This window comes from Streptomyces xanthochromogenes (assembly GCF_014650455.1).
Taxonomy (GTDB): Bacteria; Actinomycetota; Actinomycetes; order Streptomycetales; family Streptomycetaceae; genus Streptomyces; species Streptomyces xanthochromogenes.
In genome coordinates this window covers 190,584-212,225 of record NZ_BMUZ01000005.1, presented here as the reverse complement: position 1 = coordinate 212,225, position 21,642 = coordinate 190,584, and the positions used below count along the sequence as shown (strand labels likewise).

General features: G+C 72.6%; 19 protein-coding genes and 1 tRNA gene. 16 read left to right on the top strand and 4 right to left on the bottom strand.

What is annotated here, in order from left to right; genetic code table 11:
• The 5 genes from moaC (at window position 1) to IE267_RS15125 (ending at window position 3,132) form a co-directional block, all read left to right on the top strand.
• Entirely contained in the window at window positions 1-498 is a 498-nt protein-coding gene (gene moaC, locus IE267_RS15145; protein ID WP_161247335.1) for a cyclic pyranopterin monophosphate synthase MoaC, read from the top strand.
• A 95-nt stretch (window positions 499-593) separates the two neighbouring features.
• Complete coding sequence (locus IE267_RS15140; RefSeq protein ID WP_161247339.1) at window positions 594-1,100, top strand: MogA/MoaB family molybdenum cofactor biosynthesis protein; 507 nt, start codon at window positions 594-596, stop codon at window positions 1,098-1,100.
• A complete protein-coding gene (locus IE267_RS15135) occupies window positions 1,097-1,723 on the top strand; it encodes a GNAT family N-acetyltransferase (protein ID WP_167159849.1) in 627 nt (208 codons plus the stop codon). The genes IE267_RS15140 and IE267_RS15135 overlap by 4 nt, the downstream gene beginning before the upstream one ends.
• A gap of 174 nt (window positions 1,724-1,897) precedes the next feature.
• Window positions 1,898-2,983 carry a divisome protein SepX/GlpR gene (sepX, locus tag IE267_RS15130; protein WP_189763579.1) on the top strand — a complete coding sequence of 362 codons (1,086 nt, stop codon included), beginning with the start codon at window positions 1,898-1,900 and terminating at the stop codon, window positions 2,981-2,983.
• 75 nt (window positions 2,984-3,058) lie between these two features.
• Window positions 3,059-3,132 (top strand) — tRNA-Ala (locus IE267_RS15125).
• A 94-nt stretch (window positions 3,133-3,226) separates the two neighbouring features.
• Here the strand turns inward: IE267_RS15125 and IE267_RS15120 are convergent.
• Window positions 3,227-3,712: a GNAT family N-acetyltransferase gene (locus tag IE267_RS15120; RefSeq protein WP_189763578.1), complete on the bottom strand. Its 486-nt coding sequence runs from the start codon at window positions 3,710-3,712 to the stop codon at window positions 3,227-3,229.
• A gap of 58 nt (window positions 3,713-3,770) precedes the next feature.
• Between IE267_RS15120 and IE267_RS15115 the strand changes: the two genes are divergently transcribed.
• Window positions 3,771-4,574 (top strand): exodeoxyribonuclease III, encoded by an 804-nt coding sequence (locus IE267_RS15115; protein ID WP_189763577.1) that lies wholly within the window; start codon window positions 3,771-3,773, stop codon window positions 4,572-4,574.
• Between the two features lie 79 nt (window positions 4,575-4,653).
• Here the strand turns inward: IE267_RS15115 and IE267_RS15110 are convergent, their stop codons facing one another.
• A complete protein-coding gene (locus tag IE267_RS15110) occupies window positions 4,654-5,274 on the bottom strand; it encodes a MerR family transcriptional regulator (protein WP_167159851.1) in 621 nt (206 codons plus the stop codon).
• A 200-nt stretch (window positions 5,275-5,474) separates the two neighbouring features.
• Here IE267_RS15110 and IE267_RS15105 point away from each other — a divergent pair, with 200 nt between their 5' ends.
• The 3 genes from IE267_RS15105 to IE267_RS15095 are packed head-to-tail and all read left to right on the top strand — an operon-like array spanning window position 5,475 to window position 8,838.
• Complete coding sequence (locus IE267_RS15105; RefSeq protein WP_189763576.1) at window positions 5,475-7,016, top strand: flavin-containing monooxygenase; 1,542 nt, start codon at window positions 5,475-5,477, stop codon at window positions 7,014-7,016.
• On the top strand, window positions 7,013-7,951 hold the full coding sequence (locus IE267_RS15100; RefSeq protein WP_189763575.1) for an alpha/beta fold hydrolase: 939 nt from the start codon (window positions 7,013-7,015) through the stop codon (window positions 7,949-7,951). The genes IE267_RS15105 and IE267_RS15100 overlap by 4 nt, the downstream gene beginning before the upstream one ends.
• On the top strand, window positions 7,948-8,838 hold the full coding sequence (locus IE267_RS15095; protein ID WP_161254931.1) for an SDR family oxidoreductase: 891 nt from the start codon (window positions 7,948-7,950) through the stop codon (window positions 8,836-8,838). The genes IE267_RS15100 and IE267_RS15095 overlap by 4 nt, the downstream gene beginning before the upstream one ends.
• 271 nt (window positions 8,839-9,109) lie before the next feature.
• Here IE267_RS15095 and IE267_RS15090 read toward each other — a convergent pair whose 3' ends face one another.
• Window positions 9,110-12,367, bottom strand: a complete 3,258-nt coding sequence (locus IE267_RS15090; protein ID WP_189763574.1) for a S41 family peptidase — start codon at window positions 12,365-12,367, stop codon at window positions 9,110-9,112.
• 246 nt (window positions 12,368-12,613) lie between these two features.
• On the opposite strand from IE267_RS15090, the gene IE267_RS15085 reads away from it, so the two are divergent.
• Window positions 12,614-13,189 carry a TetR/AcrR family transcriptional regulator gene (locus IE267_RS15085; RefSeq protein WP_202520170.1) on the top strand — a complete coding sequence of 192 codons (576 nt, stop codon included), beginning with the start codon at window positions 12,614-12,616 and terminating at the stop codon, window positions 13,187-13,189.
• Window positions 13,190-13,305: 116 nt separating this feature from the next.
• Window positions 13,306-15,528, top strand: a complete 2,223-nt coding sequence (locus tag IE267_RS15080) for an MMPL family transporter (RefSeq protein ID WP_161258268.1) — start codon at window positions 13,306-13,308, stop codon at window positions 15,526-15,528.
• 156 nt (window positions 15,529-15,684) lie between these two features.
• On the opposite strand, the gene IE267_RS15075 is transcribed toward IE267_RS15080, so the two are convergent.
• On the bottom strand, window positions 15,685-16,092 hold the full coding sequence (locus IE267_RS15075) for an SsgA family sporulation/cell division regulator (RefSeq protein WP_167159323.1): 408 nt from the start codon (window positions 16,090-16,092) through the stop codon (window positions 15,685-15,687).
• Between the two features lie 214 nt (window positions 16,093-16,306).
• On the opposite strand from IE267_RS15075, the gene IE267_RS15070 reads away from it, so the two are divergent.
• The 5 genes from IE267_RS15070 to IE267_RS15050 all read left to right on the top strand — a co-directional run bounded on the left by IE267_RS15070 (window position 16,307) and on the right by IE267_RS15050 (window position 21,615).
• Complete coding sequence (locus tag IE267_RS15070; protein ID WP_167159325.1) at window positions 16,307-17,383, top strand: energy-coupling factor ABC transporter permease; 1,077 nt, start codon at window positions 16,307-16,309, stop codon at window positions 17,381-17,383.
• Window position 17,384: 1 nt separating this feature from the next.
• Window positions 17,385-18,146 carry a cobalt ECF transporter T component CbiQ gene (gene cbiQ / locus IE267_RS15065; RefSeq protein WP_161258258.1) on the top strand — a complete coding sequence of 254 codons (762 nt, stop codon included), beginning with the start codon at window positions 17,385-17,387 and terminating at the stop codon, window positions 18,144-18,146.
• Between the two features lie 93 nt (window positions 18,147-18,239).
• Window positions 18,240-19,028: an energy-coupling factor ABC transporter ATP-binding protein gene (locus tag IE267_RS15060; RefSeq protein WP_189763573.1), complete on the top strand. Its 789-nt coding sequence runs from the start codon at window positions 18,240-18,242 to the stop codon at window positions 19,026-19,028.
• A 632-nt stretch (window positions 19,029-19,660) separates the two neighbouring features.
• Window positions 19,661-20,824 (top strand): serine hydrolase domain-containing protein, encoded by a 1,164-nt coding sequence (locus IE267_RS15055; RefSeq protein ID WP_189763757.1) that lies wholly within the window; start codon window positions 19,661-19,663, stop codon window positions 20,822-20,824.
• Window positions 20,821-21,615, top strand: coding sequence for an SDR family NAD(P)-dependent oxidoreductase (locus IE267_RS15050; protein WP_167159331.1), 795 nt, complete (start codon window positions 20,821-20,823; stop codon window positions 21,613-21,615). Before IE267_RS15055 ends, IE267_RS15050 begins: the two co-directional genes overlap by 4 nt.
• The last annotated feature ends 27 nt before the right edge of the window (window positions 21,616-21,642 follow it).

Sequence of the window (21,642 nt, the reverse complement as noted above, 5' to 3'; positions counted from 1 at the left end):
ATGAGTTCGACGCAAGGCAGGCTCACGCACATCGACGAGGCGGGTGCGGCCCGCATGGTCGACGTCTCCGAGAAGGACGTCACCGCACGCACCGCCCGCGCGAGCGGACGCGTGCTCGTCTCGCCGCGCGTGGTGGAACTCCTGCGCGGCGAGGGCGTCCCCAAGGGCGACGCGCTCGCCACCGCCCGCATCGCCGGGATCATGGGCGCCAAGCGCACGCCCGACCTCATCCCGCTGTGCCACCCGCTCGCGGTGTCCGGTGTGAAGCTCGACCTGTCGGTCGCCGACGACGCCGTGGAGATCGTCGCGACGGTGCGGACCACCGACCGCACGGGCGTCGAGATGGAGGCCCTGACCGCGGTGTCGGTGGCCGCGCTCACCGTCGTCGACATGGTCAAGGCCGTCGACAAGGCCGCCGTCATCACCGGCATCCGGGTCGAGGAGAAGACCGGCGGCAAGTCCGGCGACTGGAACCGGCCCGAGGCGGCCGGAGCATGACGGCCCCTCAGCCGGAGCGTGCCCCGGTGCCGCCGCGGCCCGGGCCGCAGGCCGCGGTGCCGTTCCCGCCCGGCGGCGAAGGCCTCGGCCAGGCACTGCTCGCGCCGTACGCGGCGCTCGTCGTCACCGCCTCCAACCGGGCGGCGGCCGGGGTGTACGCCGACACCGGCGGGCCGCTCCTCGCGGGCGGCCTCGCCTCGATCGGCTTCACCGTGGACGGGCCGCTCGTGGTGCCCGACGGCGCCCCCGTCGAGCAGGCGCTGCGGGCCGGAGCGGCCGCCGGGTACGACGTGATCGTCACCACCGGCGGTACGGGCCTCTCGCCCACCGACCGCACGCCCGACGCCACCCGGTCCGTCATCGACTACGAGGTGCCCGGCATCCCCGAGGCCATCCGCGCCGAGGGCCTGGCCAAGGTACCCACCGCGGCCCTGTCCCGGGGCCTGGCCGGGGTGGCCGGCGGCCGCACCCTGATCGTCAACCTGCCGGGCTCCACCGGTGGCGTACGCGACGGAATCGCCGTCCTGGAGCGGATCCTGCGGCACGCCGTGGACCAGATCCGCGGCGGCGACCACCCCAGACCCGCGGGGAGCCCGAGCTGAACGTTCCTTCCTGGCCGGTCGAGCTGGCGGAGGGCGATGTGGTCCTCCGCCCCATAAAGCTGCGCGACCAACGGGCCTGGCGCGAGGTCAACCGACGCAACCGCGACTGGCTGCGGCCCTGGGAGGCGACCATCCCGCCGCCCGCGCCCGGCGCGCCCTTCGCCCAGCGCCCCACCTACCGGCAGATGGTCCGCCATCTGCGCGGCGAGGCCAACGCGGGCCGCATGCTGCCGTTCGTCATCGAGTACCAGGGCCATCTGGTGGGCCAGTTGACGGTCGCCGGGATCACCTGGGGCTCGATGTGCTCGGGCCACGTCGGGTACTGGGTGGACCGTGAGGTGGCGGGCCGCGGTGTGATGCCGACCGCCGTCGCGCTCGCCGTCGACCACTGCTTCCGCGCGGTCGGGCTGCACCGCATGGAGGTGTGCATTCGCCCGGAGAACGGCCCGAGCCGGCGGGTGGTGGAAAAGCTCGGTTTCCGCGAGGAAGGGCTGCGCCCGCGCTATCTCCACATCGACGGCGCCTGGCGCGATCACCTGGTGTACGCGCTCACCGCGGAGGAAGTGCCCGACGGGCTGCTCGCCCGGTGGCGCCGGGCCCGGCAGTCCCCTCACAAGAAATAAAATAAATGTTCGAATTCGATCAGGATCGGTGAGCTGTCTATCGTCGACAGAACATCGAACGAACATCGAACGATCTGAGAAATCACAAAAAAAGCCGGTGATATCAGCCAGATCGTGCGACACACCGGCTCAATTGGCGTATCCCCGCGCGCCCCTCCCTCTACGGTGTGATGTGTGAGCAGCAGCGGCCTCATTTACGCAGTCATCGTCGGGGCCTGGGCCGCCTACTTGGTGCCGATGTGGCTCCGCAGGCAGGACGAGCTCAACGAGGCCCGTCCGACGGAACGCTTCAGCACCGCCATCCGGCTCCTGTCCGGACGGTCGGCCATGGAGCGCCGGTACGCCAAGGAGCTGCGCCAGCGGGCCACCGAGGAGGCATCGCCCGAGGCGGGACCCGGGACCCCTCCGGACGCCCTGACCGAACCCCTCGACACCCCGGGGGAGTCCACGGGCGCCCGGCACTCCGCCGTGCCCCCGGCCCGCTCCCCGCGCCCCGCGCGCCCGGAGCCGCATCCGGAGCGCCAGGAGCGCCCGCGTCCCACGAACGCCGCCTCGGCGGAGCGTGCCCGGCGCGCCCAGCGCAGTGCGGTTCTCGCCCGGCGCCGGCGCACCACCGTCGTGCTCTTCCTCGCCTTCTCGCTCGGCGCGGTCGTCGCGGCGGTCGGCGGGCTCGGCTTCCTGTGGGCACCGGCCGTGCCGGCCGCCCTGCTCAGCGCGTACATCGTGCACCTGCGCATCCAGGAGCGGCGGCGCTTCGCCTTCACCATGGACCGCCGCCGTGCGGAGGCCGCCGCCCAGCGGCTGCGCGAGAGCCGCCCGCGTGCCCGCTCCACCGCGCCGGGCGCTGAGACCGACGACGAACCCGAGCCCCACCACCCGGCCCCCGTGCCCGAACCCGCGCCCGCCCCCGCGCTGTCCCCGCAGGAGGCCGGGCGGCGCGCGCTGGTCGAGCAGACCGACCACCAGGAGTGGGTCGACCAGCAGCGCGAGCGCGGCCCCGAACGCGGCGCGAGCTGGGAGCCGGTGCCGGTCCCGCTGCCGACGTACGTCACCGCGCCGGTCGCCCCGCGCGCGACGGGCAGCATCGACCTGGGCGCCCCGGACACCTGGTCCTCGGCCCGTTCCTCGACGGCGGAGCCGACCCCCGAGCCGCCCGCCGCCGACCCGCCGCCCAGACAGCGCTCGGGCTCAAGTCGCCGTCGTACGCCGCTCTTCGACCAGTACGCGGACGACGACCGGCCCCGCGCGGCCAACGAATGACCCCCCTCTCGCTGACCAGCGAGGAACCGATTTCCAAGCACCCTCTTCCGGGTGCTAAGGTTTCACTCGTTGCAAGGGCCTGTGGCGCAGTCCGGTAGCGCACCTCGTTCGCATCGAGGGGGTCAGGGGTTCGAATCCCCTCAGGTCCACAACAACAGGGAAGAGCCCCTGTCGGAGAAATCCGGCAGGGGCTCTTCCCATGTACCGGGCGGGCCCCCGCTTCCGGAAGCGGCGGGCGCGCGCTCAGGAATCGCGCAGCGGCTTCGCGAAGCAGCGGCTCGTGTCGTACGTGCGGTAGTGGCCGAACTTCTCGCAGGGCTCGTAACCCGTCGAGGTGTACAGGGTGATGGCCTCGGGCTGCTTGGTGCCGGTCTCCAGGACCATGCGGGTGCGGCCGGCCGCGCGGGCGTCGGCTTCCAGCGCGGCCAGGATGCGGCGGGCGAGGCCTCTGCCCCTGGCCTCGGGGACGACGTACATGCGCTTCAGCTCGGCGTCGCCGTCGCGGTAGTTCTCCTCGTTCGCGTCCTGGCTGCGCCAGCCGCCGGTCGCCACCGGGCGGCCCTCGGGGTCGTACGCGATCAGGTACAGGCCGCGCGGGGGCATGAACATCGCCGCGTCCAAGGGCGTGATGTCGCCCTCGTCCCCGTACCGCTCGGCGTATTCGAGCTGGACCTCGTCGTTGAGCCTGACGGCGTCGGGGTGGTCGTAGCCGAGGTTCTGGATAATCATGCGCTCTATCGTACTTCTATGCGGAGGGTGGGCTCTGCCGGGTCGGTAGGGTGCCGGGATGCTCACTGTTACCTCTGTGAATGTAAACGGGCTGCGCGCCGCCGCCAAGAAGGGCTTCGTGGAGTGGCTCGCGGGGACCGGGGCGGACGTGATCTGCCTGCAGGAAGTGCGGGCCGAGCCGCACCAGCTGCCCGCCGCGGCCGGCGCGCCCGAGGGCTGGTTCGCGGTGCATGCACCGGCCGCCGCCAAGGGCCGGGCCGGGGTGTCCCTGCTCACCCGGCGCGAGCCGGACCGGGTGCGGACCGGGTTCGGAAGCGCGGAGTTCGACGACAGCGGGCGCTACCTCGAAGCGGATCTGCCCGGCGTGACCGTGGCCTCCCTCTACCTGCCCTCGGGTGAGGTCGGCACCGAGCGACAGGACGAGAAGATCCGCTTCATGGCGGAGTTCCTGGAGTACCTCAAGGAGCTGAGGGTGCGGGCCGCCGCCGACGGGCGCGAGGTCGTGGTCTGCGGCGACTGGAACATCGCCCACCAGGAGGCCGACCTCAAGAACTGGAAGGGAAACAAGAAGAACTCCGGCTTCCTGCCCGAGGAGCGGGAGTGGATGACCCGGGTCTTCGACGCGGCGGACGGCGGCTACGTCGACGTGGTGCGCGCGCTGCACCCGGACGTCGAGGGGCCGTACTCGTGGTGGTCCTACCGCGGCCGCGCCTTCGACAACGACACGGGCTGGCGCATCGACTACCAGGTCGCCACGCCGGGTCTGGCCGGGCGGGCTGTGAAGGGGTTCGTTGAGCGGGCCGCGACGCACGGCGAGCGGTGGAGCGACCACGCGCCCGTGACGGTGGTCTACGACCTCTAGGCCACGGCCCGAGGGGCCCCGAGGGGCAGGGGCTCACCGGGCTCACCGGGCTCACCGGGCCCAACGCCGCCCGGGCGGGTCAGGGTTCCTGTGACAGGCGGCGGTCCAGGGCCAGGGACAGTTCCGCGTCCACCACCGCCTTGGCCAGCGGGCGCATGCGGTCGGCGTCCTTCCCCGTGGTGTGCGTGTGCAGGAGGTCGGTGAACAGGGCGGCCAGGGCGTCCGCGTGCTCGCGGACCTCGCGTGCCGCCGCGAGCACCGCCGCGAGCGGGACCCCCTCGCGCACCAGCGAGGCGGAGACGTCGAGGAGGCGGCGGCTGATGTGGACGATCTCCTCGCCCGACACCGCGAGATAGCCGAGGTCGAGGGCCGCCGCCAGGTTCTCCGGGGTGACCTGGCCGGCGAAGTGGTCCGCCAGCGCCTGCGGGGTCAGGCGCACCGGGGTCTCCTCGGTGGGCTCGACCAGGCCGAGCTCTTCGCCGGCGTCGCGGCCCGACTCGAAGGCCGAGGTCAGGTCGGCGATGCCGGACAAGGTGTGGCCGCGTTCCAGAAGCGCCGAGATCGTCCGCAGCCGGGCCAGGTGGTGGTCGTCGTACCAGGCGATCCGCCCCTGGCGGCGCGGCGGCGGGATCAGTCCGCGCTCGCGGTAGAAGCGCAGGGTGCGTTCGGTGATGCCGGCCTCCCGGGCCAGCTCCGCCATGCGGTACTCGCGGACACCCGGATCGCCGTTACCTGTCTGGTCTGCTGCCACGGGCCTCAGCCTATGCGGTGCCCGACGGGTGGTACCGGCGGTAACTTTCCCCGTCCGCACCCCTACCGCTCGGTATGCGACTGCTCTACGCTCCCAACAGTGCCAGTGATTGCTGGCAACATTGTGGGACCGACCGTGGAGGCGGTGGCATGGCCAAGGACGAGCATGTACGTGTGGCGGTGATCGGCTCGGGGTTCGGCGGCCTCGGCGCGGCGGTGCGGCTGCGCCGCGAGGGGATCACCGACTTCGTCGTCCTGGAGCGGGCCGGGTCGGTCGGCGGCACCTGGCGCGACAACAGCTACCCGGGGTGCGCCTGTGACGTCCCCTCGCACCTGTACTCCTTCTCCTTCGCGCCCAACCCCGACTGGCCGCGCACCTTCTCCGGCCAGGAGCACATCCGCGCCTACCTCGAACACGTCGCCGACGTGTTCCGGCTGCGCCCGCACATCCGCCTCGACCACGAGGTGCTGATGATGCGCTGGGACACCGAACGGCTGTGGTGGGAGATCGAGATCGCGGGCGGCCGGACCCTGACCGCCGACGTCGTCGTCTCCGCCACCGGGCCGCTTTCCGACCCCAAGATGCCGGAGATCCCCGGGCTCGACACCTTCCCCGGCAAGGTGTTCCACTCCGCGCGCTGGGACCACGACTACGACCTGCGCGGCAAGCGCGTCGCCATGGTCGGCACCGGCGCCTCGGCCATCCAGATCGTGCCCGCCATCCAGCCCGAGGTCGCGCGGCTCACGCTCCTCCAGCGCACGCCGCCGTGGGTCATGCCCCGGATGGACCGCGGGATCACGGGAGTCGAGCGCTGGCTGCACCGCCAGCTTCCCTTCACCGGCGCCGCTCGGCGCGGACTCCTGTGGGGCATCAGGGAGTTGCAGGTCAGCGCGTTCACCAAGCGGCCCAACGAGCTCGGCCTGGTCGAATCGCTCGCCAAGTCCAACATGGCGCGTGCCATCAAGGACCCGGTGCTGCGGGCGAAGCTGACCCCGGACTACCGCATCGGCTGCAAGCGCATCCTGCTGTCCAGCACGTACTACCCGGCGCTCGCCCAGGACAACGTGGACGTCGTCGCCTCCGGGCTCGCCGAGGTGCGCGGCTCCACCGCGGTGGCCGCCGACGGCACCGAGACCGAGGTCGACGCGATCGTCTTCGGCACCGGGTTCCACGTCACGGACATGCCGATCGCCGACCGGGTCGTCGGCGCCGATGGACACACGCTCGCCGAGTCGTGGAAGGACGGCATGCAGTCGCTGCGCGGCGCGACCGCGGCCGGATTCCCCAACTGGATGACCATCATCGGGCCCAACACCGGCCTCGGGAACTCCTCGATGATCCTGATGATCGAGTCCCAGCTCAACTACATGGCCGACTACCTGCGGCAGTTGAACGTGCTCGGCGGCCGCACCGCGCTCGCCCCGCGGCCGTCCGCCGTCGGCGCCTGGAACCGGCAGGTGCAGGAGCGCATGAAGCGGACCGTGTGGAACACCGGCGGCTGCACCAGCTGGTACCTGGACGCCAACGGCCGCAACACCACCGCCTGGCCGGGCACCACCGGCGAGTTCCGGCGGCTGACGCGCGAGGTGGACCTCGGCGAGTACGAGGTCGTACGGGCCCGGGCCGCCGAGGCGGCGCCCGCGCTCGACGTCGCGCCCGCCGCCGGTGAGCAAGCGGCGGTGTCCGCGTGAGCCGGGCCGGGTTCGTGCGGCACGGCGGGTACGCGCCGCCCGCGCCGGACCGCGTCCTGACCGCGCACTCCGCCGACGGCAGCCCGCTGCACGTCGAGGTGCACGGGCCGGCCGACGCGCCCGCCGTCGTCCTCGCGCACGGCTGGACCTGCTCGACCGCGTTCTGGGCCGCGCAGATCCGGGCCCTTGCCGGGGAGTGCCGGGTCATCGCCTACGACCAGCGCGGCCACGGACGTACGGCCGCGGCCGAGGTCTGTTCCACCGACGCGCTCGCCGACGACCTCGAAGCGGTGCTCGCCGCGACGCTGGCGCCCGGGGAACGGGCCGTGCTCGCCGGGCACTCCATGGGCGGCATGACCCTCATGGCGGCCGCCGGACGCGCGGGGCTGCGTGAGCACGCGGCGGCCGTCCTGCTGTGCAGCACCGGTGCGTCCCAGCTCGTCGCCGACTCGCGGGTGGTGCCGCTGCGGGCCGGGCGGCTGCGGACCGGGCTCACCCGGCGGATCCTGGGATCAGGCGCCCCGCTCGGCCCGGTCACGCCGGTCGCCAAGAAGGTCCTGCGGTACGCGACGATGGGGCCCGGAGCCGCCCCGGACGGGGTCGAAGCCTGCGCCCGCATCGTGCACGCCTGCCCGCGCGATGTCCGCCGGGCCTGGTCCCATGTCCTGGCCGAGCTCGAACTGGGCGTACAGGTAAGGGAGTTGGCGATGCCGACGGCAGTGGTGTGCGGCAGTGCGGACCGGCTCACGCCGCCCGTGCACGCACGCAGGCTCGCCGCCCTGCTGCCCGACTGCCGATCGCTCGACGTGCTTACCGGCGTCGGGCACATGACGCCCATCGAGGCGCCCGCATTCATCACCGAGAAGATCCGCGCGCTGGTGGCCGAGCATCTCGCCGCCCCGGCCGCCGTCGACGCCGAGGAGCGTGCCGTATGAGCAGGGTCAGTCTGGAAGGTCAGGTCGCGGTCGTCACGGGCGCGGCGCGGGGCGTCGGCGAACTGCTCGCGCGCAAGCTGTCGGCGCGCGGCGCCAAGGTCGCGCTCGTCGGCCTCGAACCGGACGAGCTGAAGCGGGTCGCGGCGCGGCTGCACAGCGAGGCCGAGTCCTGGTACGCGGACGTCACCGACCACGAGGCGATGGCGCGGGTCGCGGTGGAGGTGAAGGAGCGGTTCGGGAAGGTCGACATCGTCGTCGCCAACGCGGGCGTCGCCTCCGGGGGGCCGTTCGTCGACTCCGACCCCGACGCCTGGCGCCGGGTCATCGAGGTCAACCTCATCGGCGGCGCGGTCACCGCGCGGGCGTTCCTGCCGGTCCTGATGGAGTCGCGCGGCTACTTCCTCCAGATCGCCTCGCTCGCGGCGATCACGCCGGCGCCGATGATGACGGCGTACTGCGCGTCCAAGTCCGGGGTCGAGGCGTTCGCGCACAGCCTGCGCGCGGAGGTCGGCTACAAGGGGGTGCGGGTCGGGGTCGGATACCTGTCGTGGACCGACACGGACATGGTGCGGGGGGCGGACCAGGACGAGGTGATGCGGGAACTCCGCTCGCGGCTGCCGTGGCCCTCGAACCGGACGTATCCGCTCGGGCCCGCGGTCGACCGCATCGTCGCGGGGATCGAGCGGCGGTCCTCGCACGTGTACGCGCAGTGGTGGTTGCGGGGGATGCAGTCCGTGCGGGGGTATCTGCCCGCGGTGATCGGGGCGGTGGGGCAGCGGGAGATGCGGCGGTTCGAGCCGCGGCTCGGGTCGGTGTCGCGGGGGCTGGTCGGCGCGGGTGGCTCCGCCGACGAACAGTCCCGGGCAACCCGCCCGGCCCGGCCCTGAGCTCCCCGGCCCCGGGGGATTTGCCCACCCTCCCGCCCCTTGCCCGGGGTTGGTTGGTTCCGGGCCCCCGGGGGCTCCGCCCCCAGACCCCCGTTCGCGCCTTAAGGGCGCTCGTCCTCAAACGCCGGACGGGCTGAAATGCCCGGTGCGGGCCGGCACCAGTACCGCTAGGGGCGCGGGGAACTGCGCGACCAGCCACGTGCCGCCCGCACACGAAAGGCGCCCGCCCGTAGGGCTAGCCGCCGGGAAGGGGGGCCGGGGGTGCCCCGGGTCAGAAGGCTCGCGGGGGAAGCTTGGGGCGTTGGCGGTTGGGGGTCGTGGTGTAACCCGGCGGGGTCGACGCGGGGTGGAGGGCAAGCAGGTCCAGGGCCAGCTGGACCGCGTCGTCCAGCTGGGCGTGGCGCCCCTCCGCCCAGTCGAGGGGGGTCCGCAGGATCTCCAGGTCCGGCTCCACCCCGTGGTTCTCCACCCCCCACCCGTACTCGTCGAACCACGCCGCGTTCATCGGGACGGTGATGACCGTGCCGTCGCCCAGGACATGACGGCCCGTCATGCCCACGACCCCGCCCCAGGTGCGCTGGCCCACCACGGGGCCGAGCTTCAACAGCCGGAACGCCGCCGTGATCATGTCGCCGTCCGAGGACGTCGCCTCGTCCGCGAGGGCAACCACCGGACCCCGTGGGGCACTTGACGCGTACGAGACCGGCGCCGCGTTGCGCGTCAGGTCCCAGCCGAGGATGCGCCGGGTGAGCTTCTCCACCACCAGCTCGCTGATGTGGCCGCCCGCGTTGCCGCGCACGTCCACGATCAGGGCGGGGCGGCTGACCTCCAGGCGCAGGTCGCGGTTGAACTGGGCCCAGCCCGAGCCGCCCATGTCGGGGATGTGCAGATAGCCGCACTTGCCGCCGCTCAACTCCCGTACCACGTCGCGGCGTTTGGCCACCCAGTCCTGGTAGCGCAGCGGGCGTTCGTCCACGAGGGGGACCACCGCCACCCGGCGCGAGCGGCCCTCGCCCTCGCTGGGGCGGAACGTCAGCTCGACCGTGGTGCCGCCCGCGCCCGCGAGCAGCGGGTAGGGGCCGGTGACCGGGTCGACGGGGCGGCCGTCCACATGGGTCAGGACCGCGCCCTCGCGAATGCCGGCGCCCGCGAGCGGGGAGCGGGCCTTGGAGTCGGAGGAGTCGCCCGGCAGGATGCGGCGGATCTGCCAACTCCCGTCCCGGCAGACCAGGTTGGCGCCGAGCAGGCCCTGGGCGCGCTGGTAGTGCGGGGGGCCCTCGTTGCGGCGGGCGGCGGTGACATAGGCGTGCGAGGTGCCCAGTTCGCCCAGTACTTCCCGGAGCAGGTCCGCGAACTCGTCGGGGGACGAGACCCGGTCGACCAGCGGGCGGTACTGCTCCAGGACTGCAGGCCAGTCGATGCCGCACATCTGGGGCTCCCAGAAGTACGCGCGGATGATGCGGCCCGCCTCGTCGAAGGCCTGGCGCCACTCCAGGGCCGGGTCGACGTCGTGCAGGATGCGGCGCAGGTCGAGGTAGACCGTCGAGTCGCCGTCGCCGGACTCGGTGGAGGGCACCGCGCGCAGCTCGCCCTCGTCCACCACGACCAGTCGGCTGCCGTCGCCGCTGACCGCGAAGTAGTCGAGGTGGTCGACGAGTTCGGTCCTGCGGGCCTTGGAGATGTTGAAGTGTTCCAGGGTGGGGCGGCCCGAGGTGTCGGCCGGGTTCGCGAAGGTCTCGCCGAGCGCGCCCGAGATGGGCCAGCGCAGCCAGACCAGGCCGCCGCCCGCGACCGGGTACAGCGCCGAGTACTTGGAGGCGGAGACCGGGAATGGGGTGACCCGGCTCTCCAGGCCCTCCACCTCCACCGTCACCGTGCCGTCGCCCGAGTCGTCCAGCGGGTCGAGGCCGCCCGCGGCCGGGCGGCCGTCCGGCGAGAGCGCGAACGGTGAGGGTGTCGCCGAGGAGAGCGGCACCAGATAGGGGCGGCAGCCGAGCGGGAAGGACAGGTCGCCGGTGTGCACGTCGTAGACCGGGTCGAAGCCGCGCCAGGACAGGAACGCCAGATAGCGTCCGTCGCTGGTGAACACCGGGTTCTCGTCCTCGAAGCGGCCGTTGGTGACGTCCACGACCGTGCGGCCGCCGGGCCCCGCGATCCGGGCCATCTTGATCTGGCGCAGCGAACGGCCGATGCCCGGATGCGACCAGGTGAGCCACGCCCCGTCGGGCGAGAACGCGAGGTCGCGGACCGGCCCGTTGACCGAGCGGATCAGCTCGGTGACCTCGCCGGTGGACTCCTCGGTCACGTCGATGAGCAGCAGACGGCCGTCGTTCGCGGCGATCGCCAGGCGCTCGCCGTCCGGGTCGGACACCATCTCCTGCACCCGGCCGAGCTCGCCCGCCGCCAGACGCCGCGGCTCGCGCTCGCCGCTGGCGCGCGGCAGGAAGGCGATCTCGACCGCGTCCTCGCCGTCCGCGTCCGTGACGTAGGCGACCTGGCCGTTGCTGCCCAGCATCTCCGGCAGCCGCACCCGCACCCCCGGGGTGTCGGCGATGGTGCGGGCCGGGCCGTCGCGGTGGGTGAGCCAGTACAGGCTGCCGCGCACCACGACGGCGCTGGCCCGGCCGGTGGTGTCCACGGACAGCGAGTCGACGTGGTTGGCGGCCGGCACCTGGTAGCTGCGCCGCCCGGCGCGCGGCCCGCCGAGCCGTACGTCCAGCTTGCGCGGTACGGAGTCGGGGGCGAGCGAGTCCACGATCCACAGGTCGCCCGCGCACTGGTAGACCACTCGCCGGCCGTCGCTGGAGGCGTGCCGGGCGTAGAAGGCGTCGTGGTCGGTGTGCCGGGTCAGATCGCTGCCGTCGGGCAGACAGGAGTACAGGTTGCCGACGCCCTCGTGGTCGGAGAGGAAGGCGATGCGGCCGTCCACGAACATCGGCGCGTCCAGATGGCCGCCGATGTCGGGCAGCAGCCGCTCGCCGTGCAGCCACAGGCGACCGGTCGCGCCGCCGCGGTAGCGCTTCCAGGCGGCCGGCTCGTGCGGCGGCTTTCCGGTGAGCAGCAGGGTGCGCCGCTCGCCCTCGACATCGGTGACGGCGATGTCGGAGACCGGGCCCCAGGGCAGTTTTCCGCCGGGGGAGCCGTCGGTGGGCACGCTGTAGGCCCAGGAGAAGTACGAGAACGGCTGGCCGTGCGAGGACACCGCCAGGATCTGGCCGTCGGGCGTCCAGCCGCACACCCGGGCGTCGGACGACCCCCAGTAGCTGAGCCGGCGGGCCGGTCCGCCGGTCACCGGGGCGAGGTGGATCTCCGGGTCGAGACTGCGCCAGGTCGTGTACGCGATGTGGCTGCCGTCGGGCGAGAAGCGGGGGTGGCCGACCTTGGTGCGGTCGACCGTGACCCGCCAGGCGCGCGAGGGGCTGTGCCCGGCCGGGACCAGAGGGGCGACCCAGAGGTCGTCCTCGGCGGCGAAGCAGAGCAAGTCGTCGTGCAGATGCGGGAACCGGAGGTACGCGGCGTCGTCACTCACCCCCCAATGCTTTCCGCGGGGAGGGGGCGCGGCAACTCGTGGGAGGGGTTTATTCCGCTCCCGCCCGCTTCCCCCGCGCTCTCGTACGGAGGTTCCCCGGCACTCCGGCCCGCGCTTCCCCCGCATTCGGATACGCGCACTTATCCCGCTCCGACACCTGTGGTCGACGACACAAGCGAAACGGTTCCGTTTCGCTTCGGGGCGGAGTTACCTTCGTACGGTACGAAGAAGGAGAGGAGGTCGATCATGGCAGGCAGGCTCACCCCGGAACGCGAGGCGGAGCTCTACGAAGCCGTGCTCGACCTGCTGCGCGAGGTCGGTTACGACGCCCTCACCATGGACGCCGTCGCCACCCGCACCCGCTCCAGCAAGGCCACCCTCTACCGCCAGTGGGGGAGCAAGCCGGAGCTGGTCGCCCGGGCGCTGCGGCACAACAAGCCGGTCAGTCTCGCCGAGATCGACACGGGCTCGCTGCGCGGCGACTTCCAGGCGATGGTCGCCCGCGAGGACGACTGCCAGATGGAGAAGGACTCCGCGCTGATGCGGGGTCTGATGCGGGCCGTCCATGACAACCCGGAGCTCCACAAGGCGCTGCGCGAGGTACTGATCGAGCCGGAGATCACCGGTCTCGGTACGGTGCTGCGGCGCGCGGTGGAACGCGGTGAGGTCGCCGCGGACAACCGCGCCCTTCCCTATGTCGTACACATGATGGTCGGTGCCTTCGCCGCCCGGCAGTTCATCGAGGACTGCCCGGTCGACCAGGCCTTCCTCGCCGACTACTTCGACGCCGTGGTCCTCCCCGCCCTCGGCGACCCGCGCTAGGCATCCCGCCCGGCTCCCCGCGCAGTACCCGCCCCACCTGACGCACGCCGCTCTCGTCGTCGGGCTGGTTCCCCATGCCCTGCTGTTCCATACGACTTGACCGGGAGTACGCCCTCGTGGCCACGTTCCTCTACCGCCTAGGCAGGTTCGCCTTCCGGCGCCGCCGCTATGTCGCCCTGGTGTGGGTGGCACTGCTCGCCCTCGCCGGGTTCGGCGCGGCCTCCGCCACCACCGCCACCTCCTCCTCGTTCTCGATCCCGGGCACCGAGGCGCAGCGCGCCTTCGACCTGCTCAAGGAGCGGTTCCCGAACGCCAGCGCCGACGGCGCCACGGCCCGCATCGTCTTCAAGGCGCCCGACGGCCAGAAGATGGCCGACCCGGCCAACAAGGACGCGGTCGAGAAGACCGTCGCGAGCCTGAAGTCGGGCTCCGACCAGATCGCCTCGGTCACCGACCCGTTCACCGCGAACGCCGTGTCCCAGAACGGCAAGGGCCCCATCGCGTACGTCCAGGTCTCGTACAAGACCAACGCGATGGAGCTGACCGACGACACCCGCGACGCGCTCAAGAAGAGCGGCGACGAGGCGAAGAAGTCCGGGCTCACGGTCGAGATCGGCGGTGACGCGCTCCAGGCCATGCCGGAGACGGGCTCCGGCGAGATCATCGGCGTGGTCCTCGCGGGCCTGGTCCTGGTGATCACCTTCGGCTCGCTCGTGGCGGCGGGGCTTCCGCTGCTCACCGCCCTGATCGGCGTCGGCATCGGGGTCTCCACCATCACGGCGCTGGCCAACGTGCTCGACCTCGGCTCGACCACGTCCACGCTGGCGATGATGATCGGGCTCGCGGTCGGCATCGACTACGCCCTGTTCATCGTGTCCCGCTACCGGGCCGAGCTCGCCGAGGGCAGGGAACGCGAGGAAGCGGCCGGACGGGCCGTGGGCACGGCCGGCTCCGCGGTCGTGTTCGCCGGTCTGACCGTGGTCATCGCGCTCGTCGGCCTCGCCGTCGTCAACATCCCGATGCTCACCAAGATGGGCGCGGCCGCCGCCGGCACCGTCGTCATCGCCGTGCTCATCGCGCTCACCCTGATACCCGCACTGCTCGGCTTCGCCGGCAAGCGCGTGCTCGGCCGCAAGGCGCGCAAGGCGCACGTGCAGGGCGAGAAGGCCGCCGAGGGCAAGCCCAACATGGGCACCCGCTGGGCGAGCTTCGTGCTGCGCAAGCCGGTGTGGGTGCTGCTCGCCGGCGTCATCGGCCTCGGCGCGATCGCGCTTCCGGCGAGCTCGCTGCAGATGGGCCTGCCGGACGACGGCTCGCAGCCGACGTCCACCACCCAGCGCCGCGCCTACGACACCCTGTCCGAGGGGTTCGGTCCTGGCTTCAACGGGCCGCTCATGGTCGTCGTCGACGGCAAGGGCAGCAAGGACCCGCAGGCCGCGGCGGACCGGACGGTCGACGCGATCAAGAAGCTGCCGGACGCGGGCCCGGTGCTCCCGCCGATGTTCAACAAGGACAAGGGCAACGACACGGCGACCATCACGGTCATCCCGAAGTCCAAGCCGTCCTCCACCGAGACCGAGGACCTGGTCCACTCGATCCGGGACACCGGCTCCACCCTGAAGGCCGACACCGGGGCCAAGCTCCTGGTGACCGGTTCGACCGCGATGAACATCGACTTCTCGCAGAAGATGAACGACGCGCTGCTGCCCTACCTGGCACTGGTCGTCGGCCTCGCCTTCCTGCTCCTGATGGTGGTCTTCCGCTCGGTCCTCGTTCCGCTGAAGGCGGCCCTCGGCTTCCTGCTCTCGGTGGTCGCCGCCCTCGGCGCGGTCGTCGCGGTGTTCCAGTGGGGCTGGCTCGGCTCGGTGTTCGGAGTGCAGCAGACCGGCCCGATCATGTCGATGATGCCGATCTTCATGGTGGGCGTGGTCTTCGGCCTCGCGATGGACTACGAGGTCTTCCTGGTCACGCGGATGCGCGAGGCGTACGTCCACGGCGAGCGGCCGGGCCAGGCGATCGTCACCGGGTTCAAGCACGGCGCCCGGGTGGTGACGGCCGCGGCCGTGATCATGATCGCGGTGTTCTCCGGCTTCATCGGCTCCAGCGAGCAGATGATCAAGATGATCGGCTTCGGCCTCGCGATCGCGGTCTTCTTCGACGCGTTCATCGTCCGGATGGCGATCGTGCCCGCGGTGCTCGCGCTGCTCGGTGCGAAGGCCTGGTGGCTGCCGCGCTGGCTTGACCGGGTGCTGCCCAACGTCGACGTCGAGGGCGAGGGCCTGCGCAAGCACACGGAGGCCGGCGACGCCGACGGCGATCGCGAACTGGCGCGGGTCTGACCCCCGCCCCCTGAACGCCGGGACCCCACGAACCGAGCGGCCGTGGGTCCCGGCCGGTGCGGGCGGCCTGTGGGGACGGGACCGCCTGTGCCGCGAAGGCCCCCCGTGCGCATCGCGCACGGGGGGCCTTCGCGTGGGCCTCGACCGGCCCGGGGCTCAGCGCCGGGGGACGGCCGGGGCGGTGGCCGCGGGCGCGTCGGTGGCGTAGGTGTGGCGCAGGAAGCGGACCAGGGGCGAGCTGTCGAACTGGACCACCGCAACGCCGTCCGGCGAGTGGAATTCCAGCACCGTCTGGGCCCGGCCGCACGGCCAGACGCTCACATCGCCCTTGCGGGCCGGGGCGCGCAGGCCCGATTCGAGGAGGTCGCGCGGGAAGATCCACTCGTTGCCGCCGGGGAAGGCGAAGCAGACCGCGCCCGGCGAGCCGGCCGCGTCGTAGCGCAGCGCCACCGGGACCGGGTTGGAGAGCGGGGCGTCCGTGACGATTCTGGCCCGGGCGTGATCCTCCACGGAGGGTCGATCGGCGGCGTGGCCCTCGGTGTGGCCCTCGACTGCGGGGGACATCGATCGCTCCTCACGCTGGGTGCTGCTGACGGATACCGTTACGCGTTATTTGTTATCCAATGTCCCATAATTTTTGGGTAAGCCCTCGGCGAGTCGGCTTGGCATGTGTCACTCGGCCGCTCTTGCAAGAGGTTCGCAACAGGGCACTATCATCAAACGGTTCTGCGCATACCGCGCAGGGAAGAGGGCGCCAACGGGAAATCGGAGTCCACCCATGCACGTACCCGATGGATTCATCAACGCACCTGTATCGGCGGTCACAGGTGTGGTCGCCGCCGCAGCCGTCGCCGTCAGTCTGCGCGGGGCGCGGCGCGAGCTTGGGGGCCCCTCCCACGCATTGAGCAGTGGGGGAGAGAAGACGGCGCCCCTCGCGGGCCTGGTCGCCGCGTTCATCTTCGCCGTGCAGATGCTGAACTTCCCCGTCGCGGCCGGCACCAGCGGCCATCTCCTGGGCGGCGCGCTCGCCGCGATACTCGTCGGGCCCTACACGGGTGTGCTGTGCGTCTCCGTGGTCCTGCTCATGCAGGGCATCCTCTTCGCCGACGGCGGTCTCACCGCGCTCGGCGTCAACATCACCGACATGGCGATCACGACCACGGTCGTCGCCTACGTCCTGTTCCGCACCCTGGTGAAGGTGCTGCCCCGCACCCGCCGCTCGGTGACCGCCGCCTCCTTCGTGGCCGCGCTCGTCTCGGTGCCGGCCGCCGCCCTCGTCTTCACCGCTATCTACGCGCTCGGCGGCACCACCGACGTGCCGATCGGCAAGGTGCTCACCGCCATGGTCGGTGTCCACCTCCTCATCGGCATCGGCGAAGCCGCCATCACCGCGCTCACGGTCGGCGCCGTCCTCGCGGTGCGCCCCGACCTCGTGCACGGCGCCCGCGGCCTGACCGCGCCGCTCAAGCTGCGCGTCGGGGGCGAACTCGTGGACGCGCCCGCGGCGGCCCCGGCCCCGGCCCGCACCGGGTCGACCCGCAAGGTGTGGGGCTTCGGCATCGTCACCGCCCTGCTGCTCGCCGGGTTCGTCTCCTTCTACGCGTCGGCCAGCCCCGACGGCCTGGAGAAGGTCGCCCACGACAAGGGCATCGACACCAAGACCACCCAGCACGCCTCCTCCGACTCCCCGCTCGCCGACTACTCCGTCAAGGACATCGGCGATGCCCGCCTGGCGGGCGGCCTCGCCGGGGTGATCGGCGTCGGCGTCACCGTCGCGGTGGGCAGCGGAGTGTTCTGGGCGGTACGCCGCCGCCGCGGCGCCGACACCCCCGAGCGCACCCCGGAAGCGGTCTGACGTGGGAGCGGGCCACTCCCACCGGCTCTACCGGCACGGCCACTCGCCGGTCCACGAACTGCCCCCGCACTGCAAGCTCGCCGCGGTGTTCCTGTTCGTGGTCGTCGTGGTGTCCACCCCGCGCGAGGCGATGTGGGCCTTCGCGCTGTACGCCGTGCTGCTCGCCGTCGTGGCGGGAGCGGCCCGCATCCCGGCCGGCTACCTCCTCAAGCGACTGCTCATCGAGATCCCGTTCGTCGCGTTTGCCGTGCTCATGCCGTTCGTCGTGCCCGGCGAGCAGGTGCACGTCCTCGGTCTCGCGCTCAGCGAGAACGGGCTGTGGGGCGCCTGGAACGTCCTCGCCAAGGGCACCCTGGGCGTCGCCGCGTCCGTGATCCTCGCCTCCACCACCGAACTGCGCGCCCTGCTCCTCGGCCTCCAGCGCCTCAAGCTGCCGCCGCTGCTCGTCCAGATCGCCTCGTTCATGATCCGGTACGGGGACGTCATCACCGACGAGATGCGGCGGATGTCCATCGCGCGGCGCTCGCGCGGCTTCGAGGCGCGCGGGGTGCGCTCCTGGGGCGTCCTCGCCAAGTCGGCGGGCGCGCTCTTCATCCGCTCCTACGAACGCGGCGAACGCGTCCATCTCGCGATGGTCAGCCGCGGGTACGCCGGGTCCATGCCGGTGATCGACGAGGTGACGGCGACCCGCGCCCAGTGGACGCGGGCCGCCGCCCTGCCCGTGACGGCGCTGGCCGTCTGCCTGCTCGGCTGGACGCTGTGACCGCGCCACGCGAAACTCCCCCGCATCCCGGCATCTCCTTGCACCCCGGGGCCTCCTCTCACCCCGGGGCCCCCACGACCGCTGAGGCCCCCCATGACCACTCCTGAGGCCACCGTGAACGTTCCTTCCCTCGAAGTGTCCGGGCTCGCCTTCGCCTACCCCGACGGTCACCAGGCGCTCTTCGGCGTCGACCTGACGGTGGGCCGCGGCGAGCGGGTCGCGCTGCTCGGCCCCAACGGCGCCGGCAAGACCACCCTCGTCCTGCACCTCAACGGCATCCTCGAAGGGGGTGCCGGGTCGGTGAAGGTGGCCGGGCTCCCCGTCGCCAAGAAGAACCTCGCGGAGATCCGGCGCCGGGTCGGCATCGTCTTCCAGGACCCCGACGACCAGCTCTTCATGCCGACCGTCCGCGAGGACGTCGCCTTCGGCCCGGCCGCGTCCGGGCTGCGGGGGGCGGAGCTGGAGGAGCGGGTGATGGGGGCGCTGGCCCAGGTCGGGATGGCCGAGTACGCCGACCGGCCGCCGCACCACCTGTCCTTCGGACAGCGGCGCCGGGTCGCGGTCGCCACGGTGCTCTCGATGTCCCCGGAGATCCTGGTCCTGGACGAGCCGTCGTCCAACCTCGACCCGGCATCGCGGCGCGAACTGGCCGACGTACTGCGGGGGTTGGACGTCACGGTGCTCATGGTGACCCATGACCTCCCCTATGCGCTGGAGCTGTGCGGGCGTTCGGTGATCCTCAGCGACGGGGTCATCGCGGCGGACGGGCCCACGGCGGAAGTCCTCTCCGACGGAGCCCTGATGCACGCGCACCGCCTTGAACTGCCGTTCGGCTTCGACCCGTTGTCGACGGGTGCGTCGCGGGAGCGGGCGGGCGCGTAACGCGGGGCTTTCCTTATGGGGTTGCGGCAGTCGGGGCTGCGCCCCTTTGTCGTCCGCGGGCCGCGGGTGACTGCTCGCGCAGTTCCCCGCGCCCCCAGCCCCGTTCACGGCTGCGGACCGTGGTCGCTTCTCGCGCAGTTCCCCGCGCCCCTGAGACCTGTCGTCGGCCGCGGACCGTGCCCGCTTCTTGCGCAGTTCCCCGCGCCCCTGAAACCCGTTTACGTCCTCGGGCCGTGGGTGGTTGCTCGCGCAGTTCCTCGCGCCCCTAAAAACCGTGGTCGGCCGCGGGCCGTGGTCGCTTCTCGCGCAGTTCCTCGCGCCCCTGGCAGTACTGGCGCTGGGGGCACCTACAGCCTGTCCGGCGTTTGAGGACGAGCGCCGTTCAGGCGCGAACGGGGGTGCAGGGGGCGGAGCCCCCGCAGGGGTCTGGGGCGGAGCCCCAGGGCTCAGCCGCTCCAACCCGCCGCACGGGCGGGCGGGTGGGCGAACCCCCCGGGGTCTGGGGCGCAGCCCCAGGGAGCCGGAGCCAGCCAACCCCGAGCAACGGGCGGGCGGGTGGGCAAGCCCCCCCGGAGGGGTTCGGGCACCATAGGGAGGGGTGCCGGTGGGGTGCCCGGCAGCGTGGGGAGCGGATCGTGGTCGACGTACAGGGCGCCGTAACACCGGGCTACGAACCGGTGAAGGACGCGTTCGTGCGGAACTTCACGCACCGGGGCGACCACGGCGCGGCCGTGGCCGTGTACCGCGACGGCCGGAAGGTCGTCGACCTGTGGGCCGGCACCAGGGACGTCGACGGCACCGCCCCCTGGGCCCTGGACACCGCCCAGATCGTGCGCTCGGCCACCAAGGGCGTGGCCGCGGCCGTCCCCCTGCTCCTGCACCAGCGCGGCCGCCTCGACCTGGACGCCCCCGTGTCGACGTACTGGCCGGAGTTCAAGGCGGCCGGCAAGGAGCGCACCCTGGTGCGGCACCTGCTCGCGCACCGGGCGGGCGTGCCCGCACTGGACCGTCCGCTCACCCCCGCCGAGGCTGCCGACGGCGAGACCGGCCCCGCGGCCGTGGCCGCCCAGGCCCCGCTCTGGCAGCCCGGCACCGCACACGGCTACCACGCCCAGACGTACAGCTGGCTGCTCGGCGAGCTGGTCCGGCGCGTCACCGGACGCACCGTCGGCCGTTGGCTGGCCGAGGAGATAGCGGGACCGCTCGGCCTGGACTTCTGGCTGGGCGTGCCGGACACCGAGGCGCACCGGGTGGGCCGCATCGGCCCGGTCGAGGCGCCCGAGGGCGAGGGCGGCCTTCGGCTGCGGCCCAAGCGGAGCGTCAGCGAGGCCTACGCGGACCCGGACTCGCCGACCCGCCGCGCGTTCGGTGCGATCGATCCGATGCCCGACGAGAACGACCCCGCCTACCGCGCGGCCGAACTCCCCGCATCCGCCGGCATCTCCACCGCCCGCGCGCTGGCCCGTTTCTACGCCGCCACCATCGGCCAAGTCGACGGCGGGCAGCGCCTGTTCGCGCCCGCCACGCTCACCCTGGCGCGCACCGAGGAGAGCGCGGGGCCCGACCGGGTGCTGGTCGTGAACACCCGCTTCGGGCTCGGCTACATGCTGCACGGCCCGGCCGCCCCGCTGCTCGCCCCCGGCTCGTTCGGGCACCCCGGGCGCGGCGGCTCGCTGGGCTTCGCCGACCCCGAGTCGGGCCTCGCCTTCGGCTACGTGACCAACGGGCTGCAGAAGGGCGTCACCGCGGACCCCCGTGCCCAGGCCCTGGTAAGGGCGCTACGTTCGACCGTATGACGCATCCTCACTTGCCTTCGCGCACCGCACGTTTCGAAGGACACACCGCGCTGGTCACCGGCGCGGGGCGCGGCATCGGCGCCGCCATCGCGCGCAGACTGACCGACGAAGGAGCCCAAGTCCTCCTCGCCGACATCGACTTGGCGAGCGCGGAGGAGACCGCCGCCGGGCTGAAGGGCGCCGTCGCCCGGCACTGCGACGTGTCCGACCGCGCCTCGGTGGAGGCCGCGGTCGCCTTCGCCGTCGAGGAGTTCGGCCGGCTCGACGTCCTGGTGAACAACGCGTACTCCTGCTCCCCGGACGCCGAACGCTTCGAGGACGAGGACGACGAGGAGTGGGCCCGCGACCTCGACGTCACCCTCACCGGCGCCTACCGCTGCGCCCGCGCCGCCCTCCCGCACCTGGCGGCCTCCGGCCGTGGCGCGATCGTGAGCATCGGCTCGGTCAACGGCGAGCAGGACTTCGGCAACCACGCCTACAGCGCCGCCAAGGCGGGCCTGGCCTCCCTGACCCGTACGCTCGCCGGTCACGCCGCGCCGCGCGGGGTACGGGTCAACCTCGTGCACCCCGGCACCATCCGCACCCCCGCGTGGGGGGACCGCGAGGCCCAGTTGGAGCGGCTGTCGGCGCTGTACCCGCTGGGCCGCGTCGGCGAGCCCGACGACATCGCGGCGGCCGTCGCCTTCCTGGCGTCGCGCGACGCGTCCTGGATCACCGGTACCACCCTGCGCGTGGACGGCGGCATCCTCGCCGTCAACACCGGCTTCCGGAGCACGGACCACGGCGTGTGAGGCCCCCGGCGGCCGGGACCGCCTGGG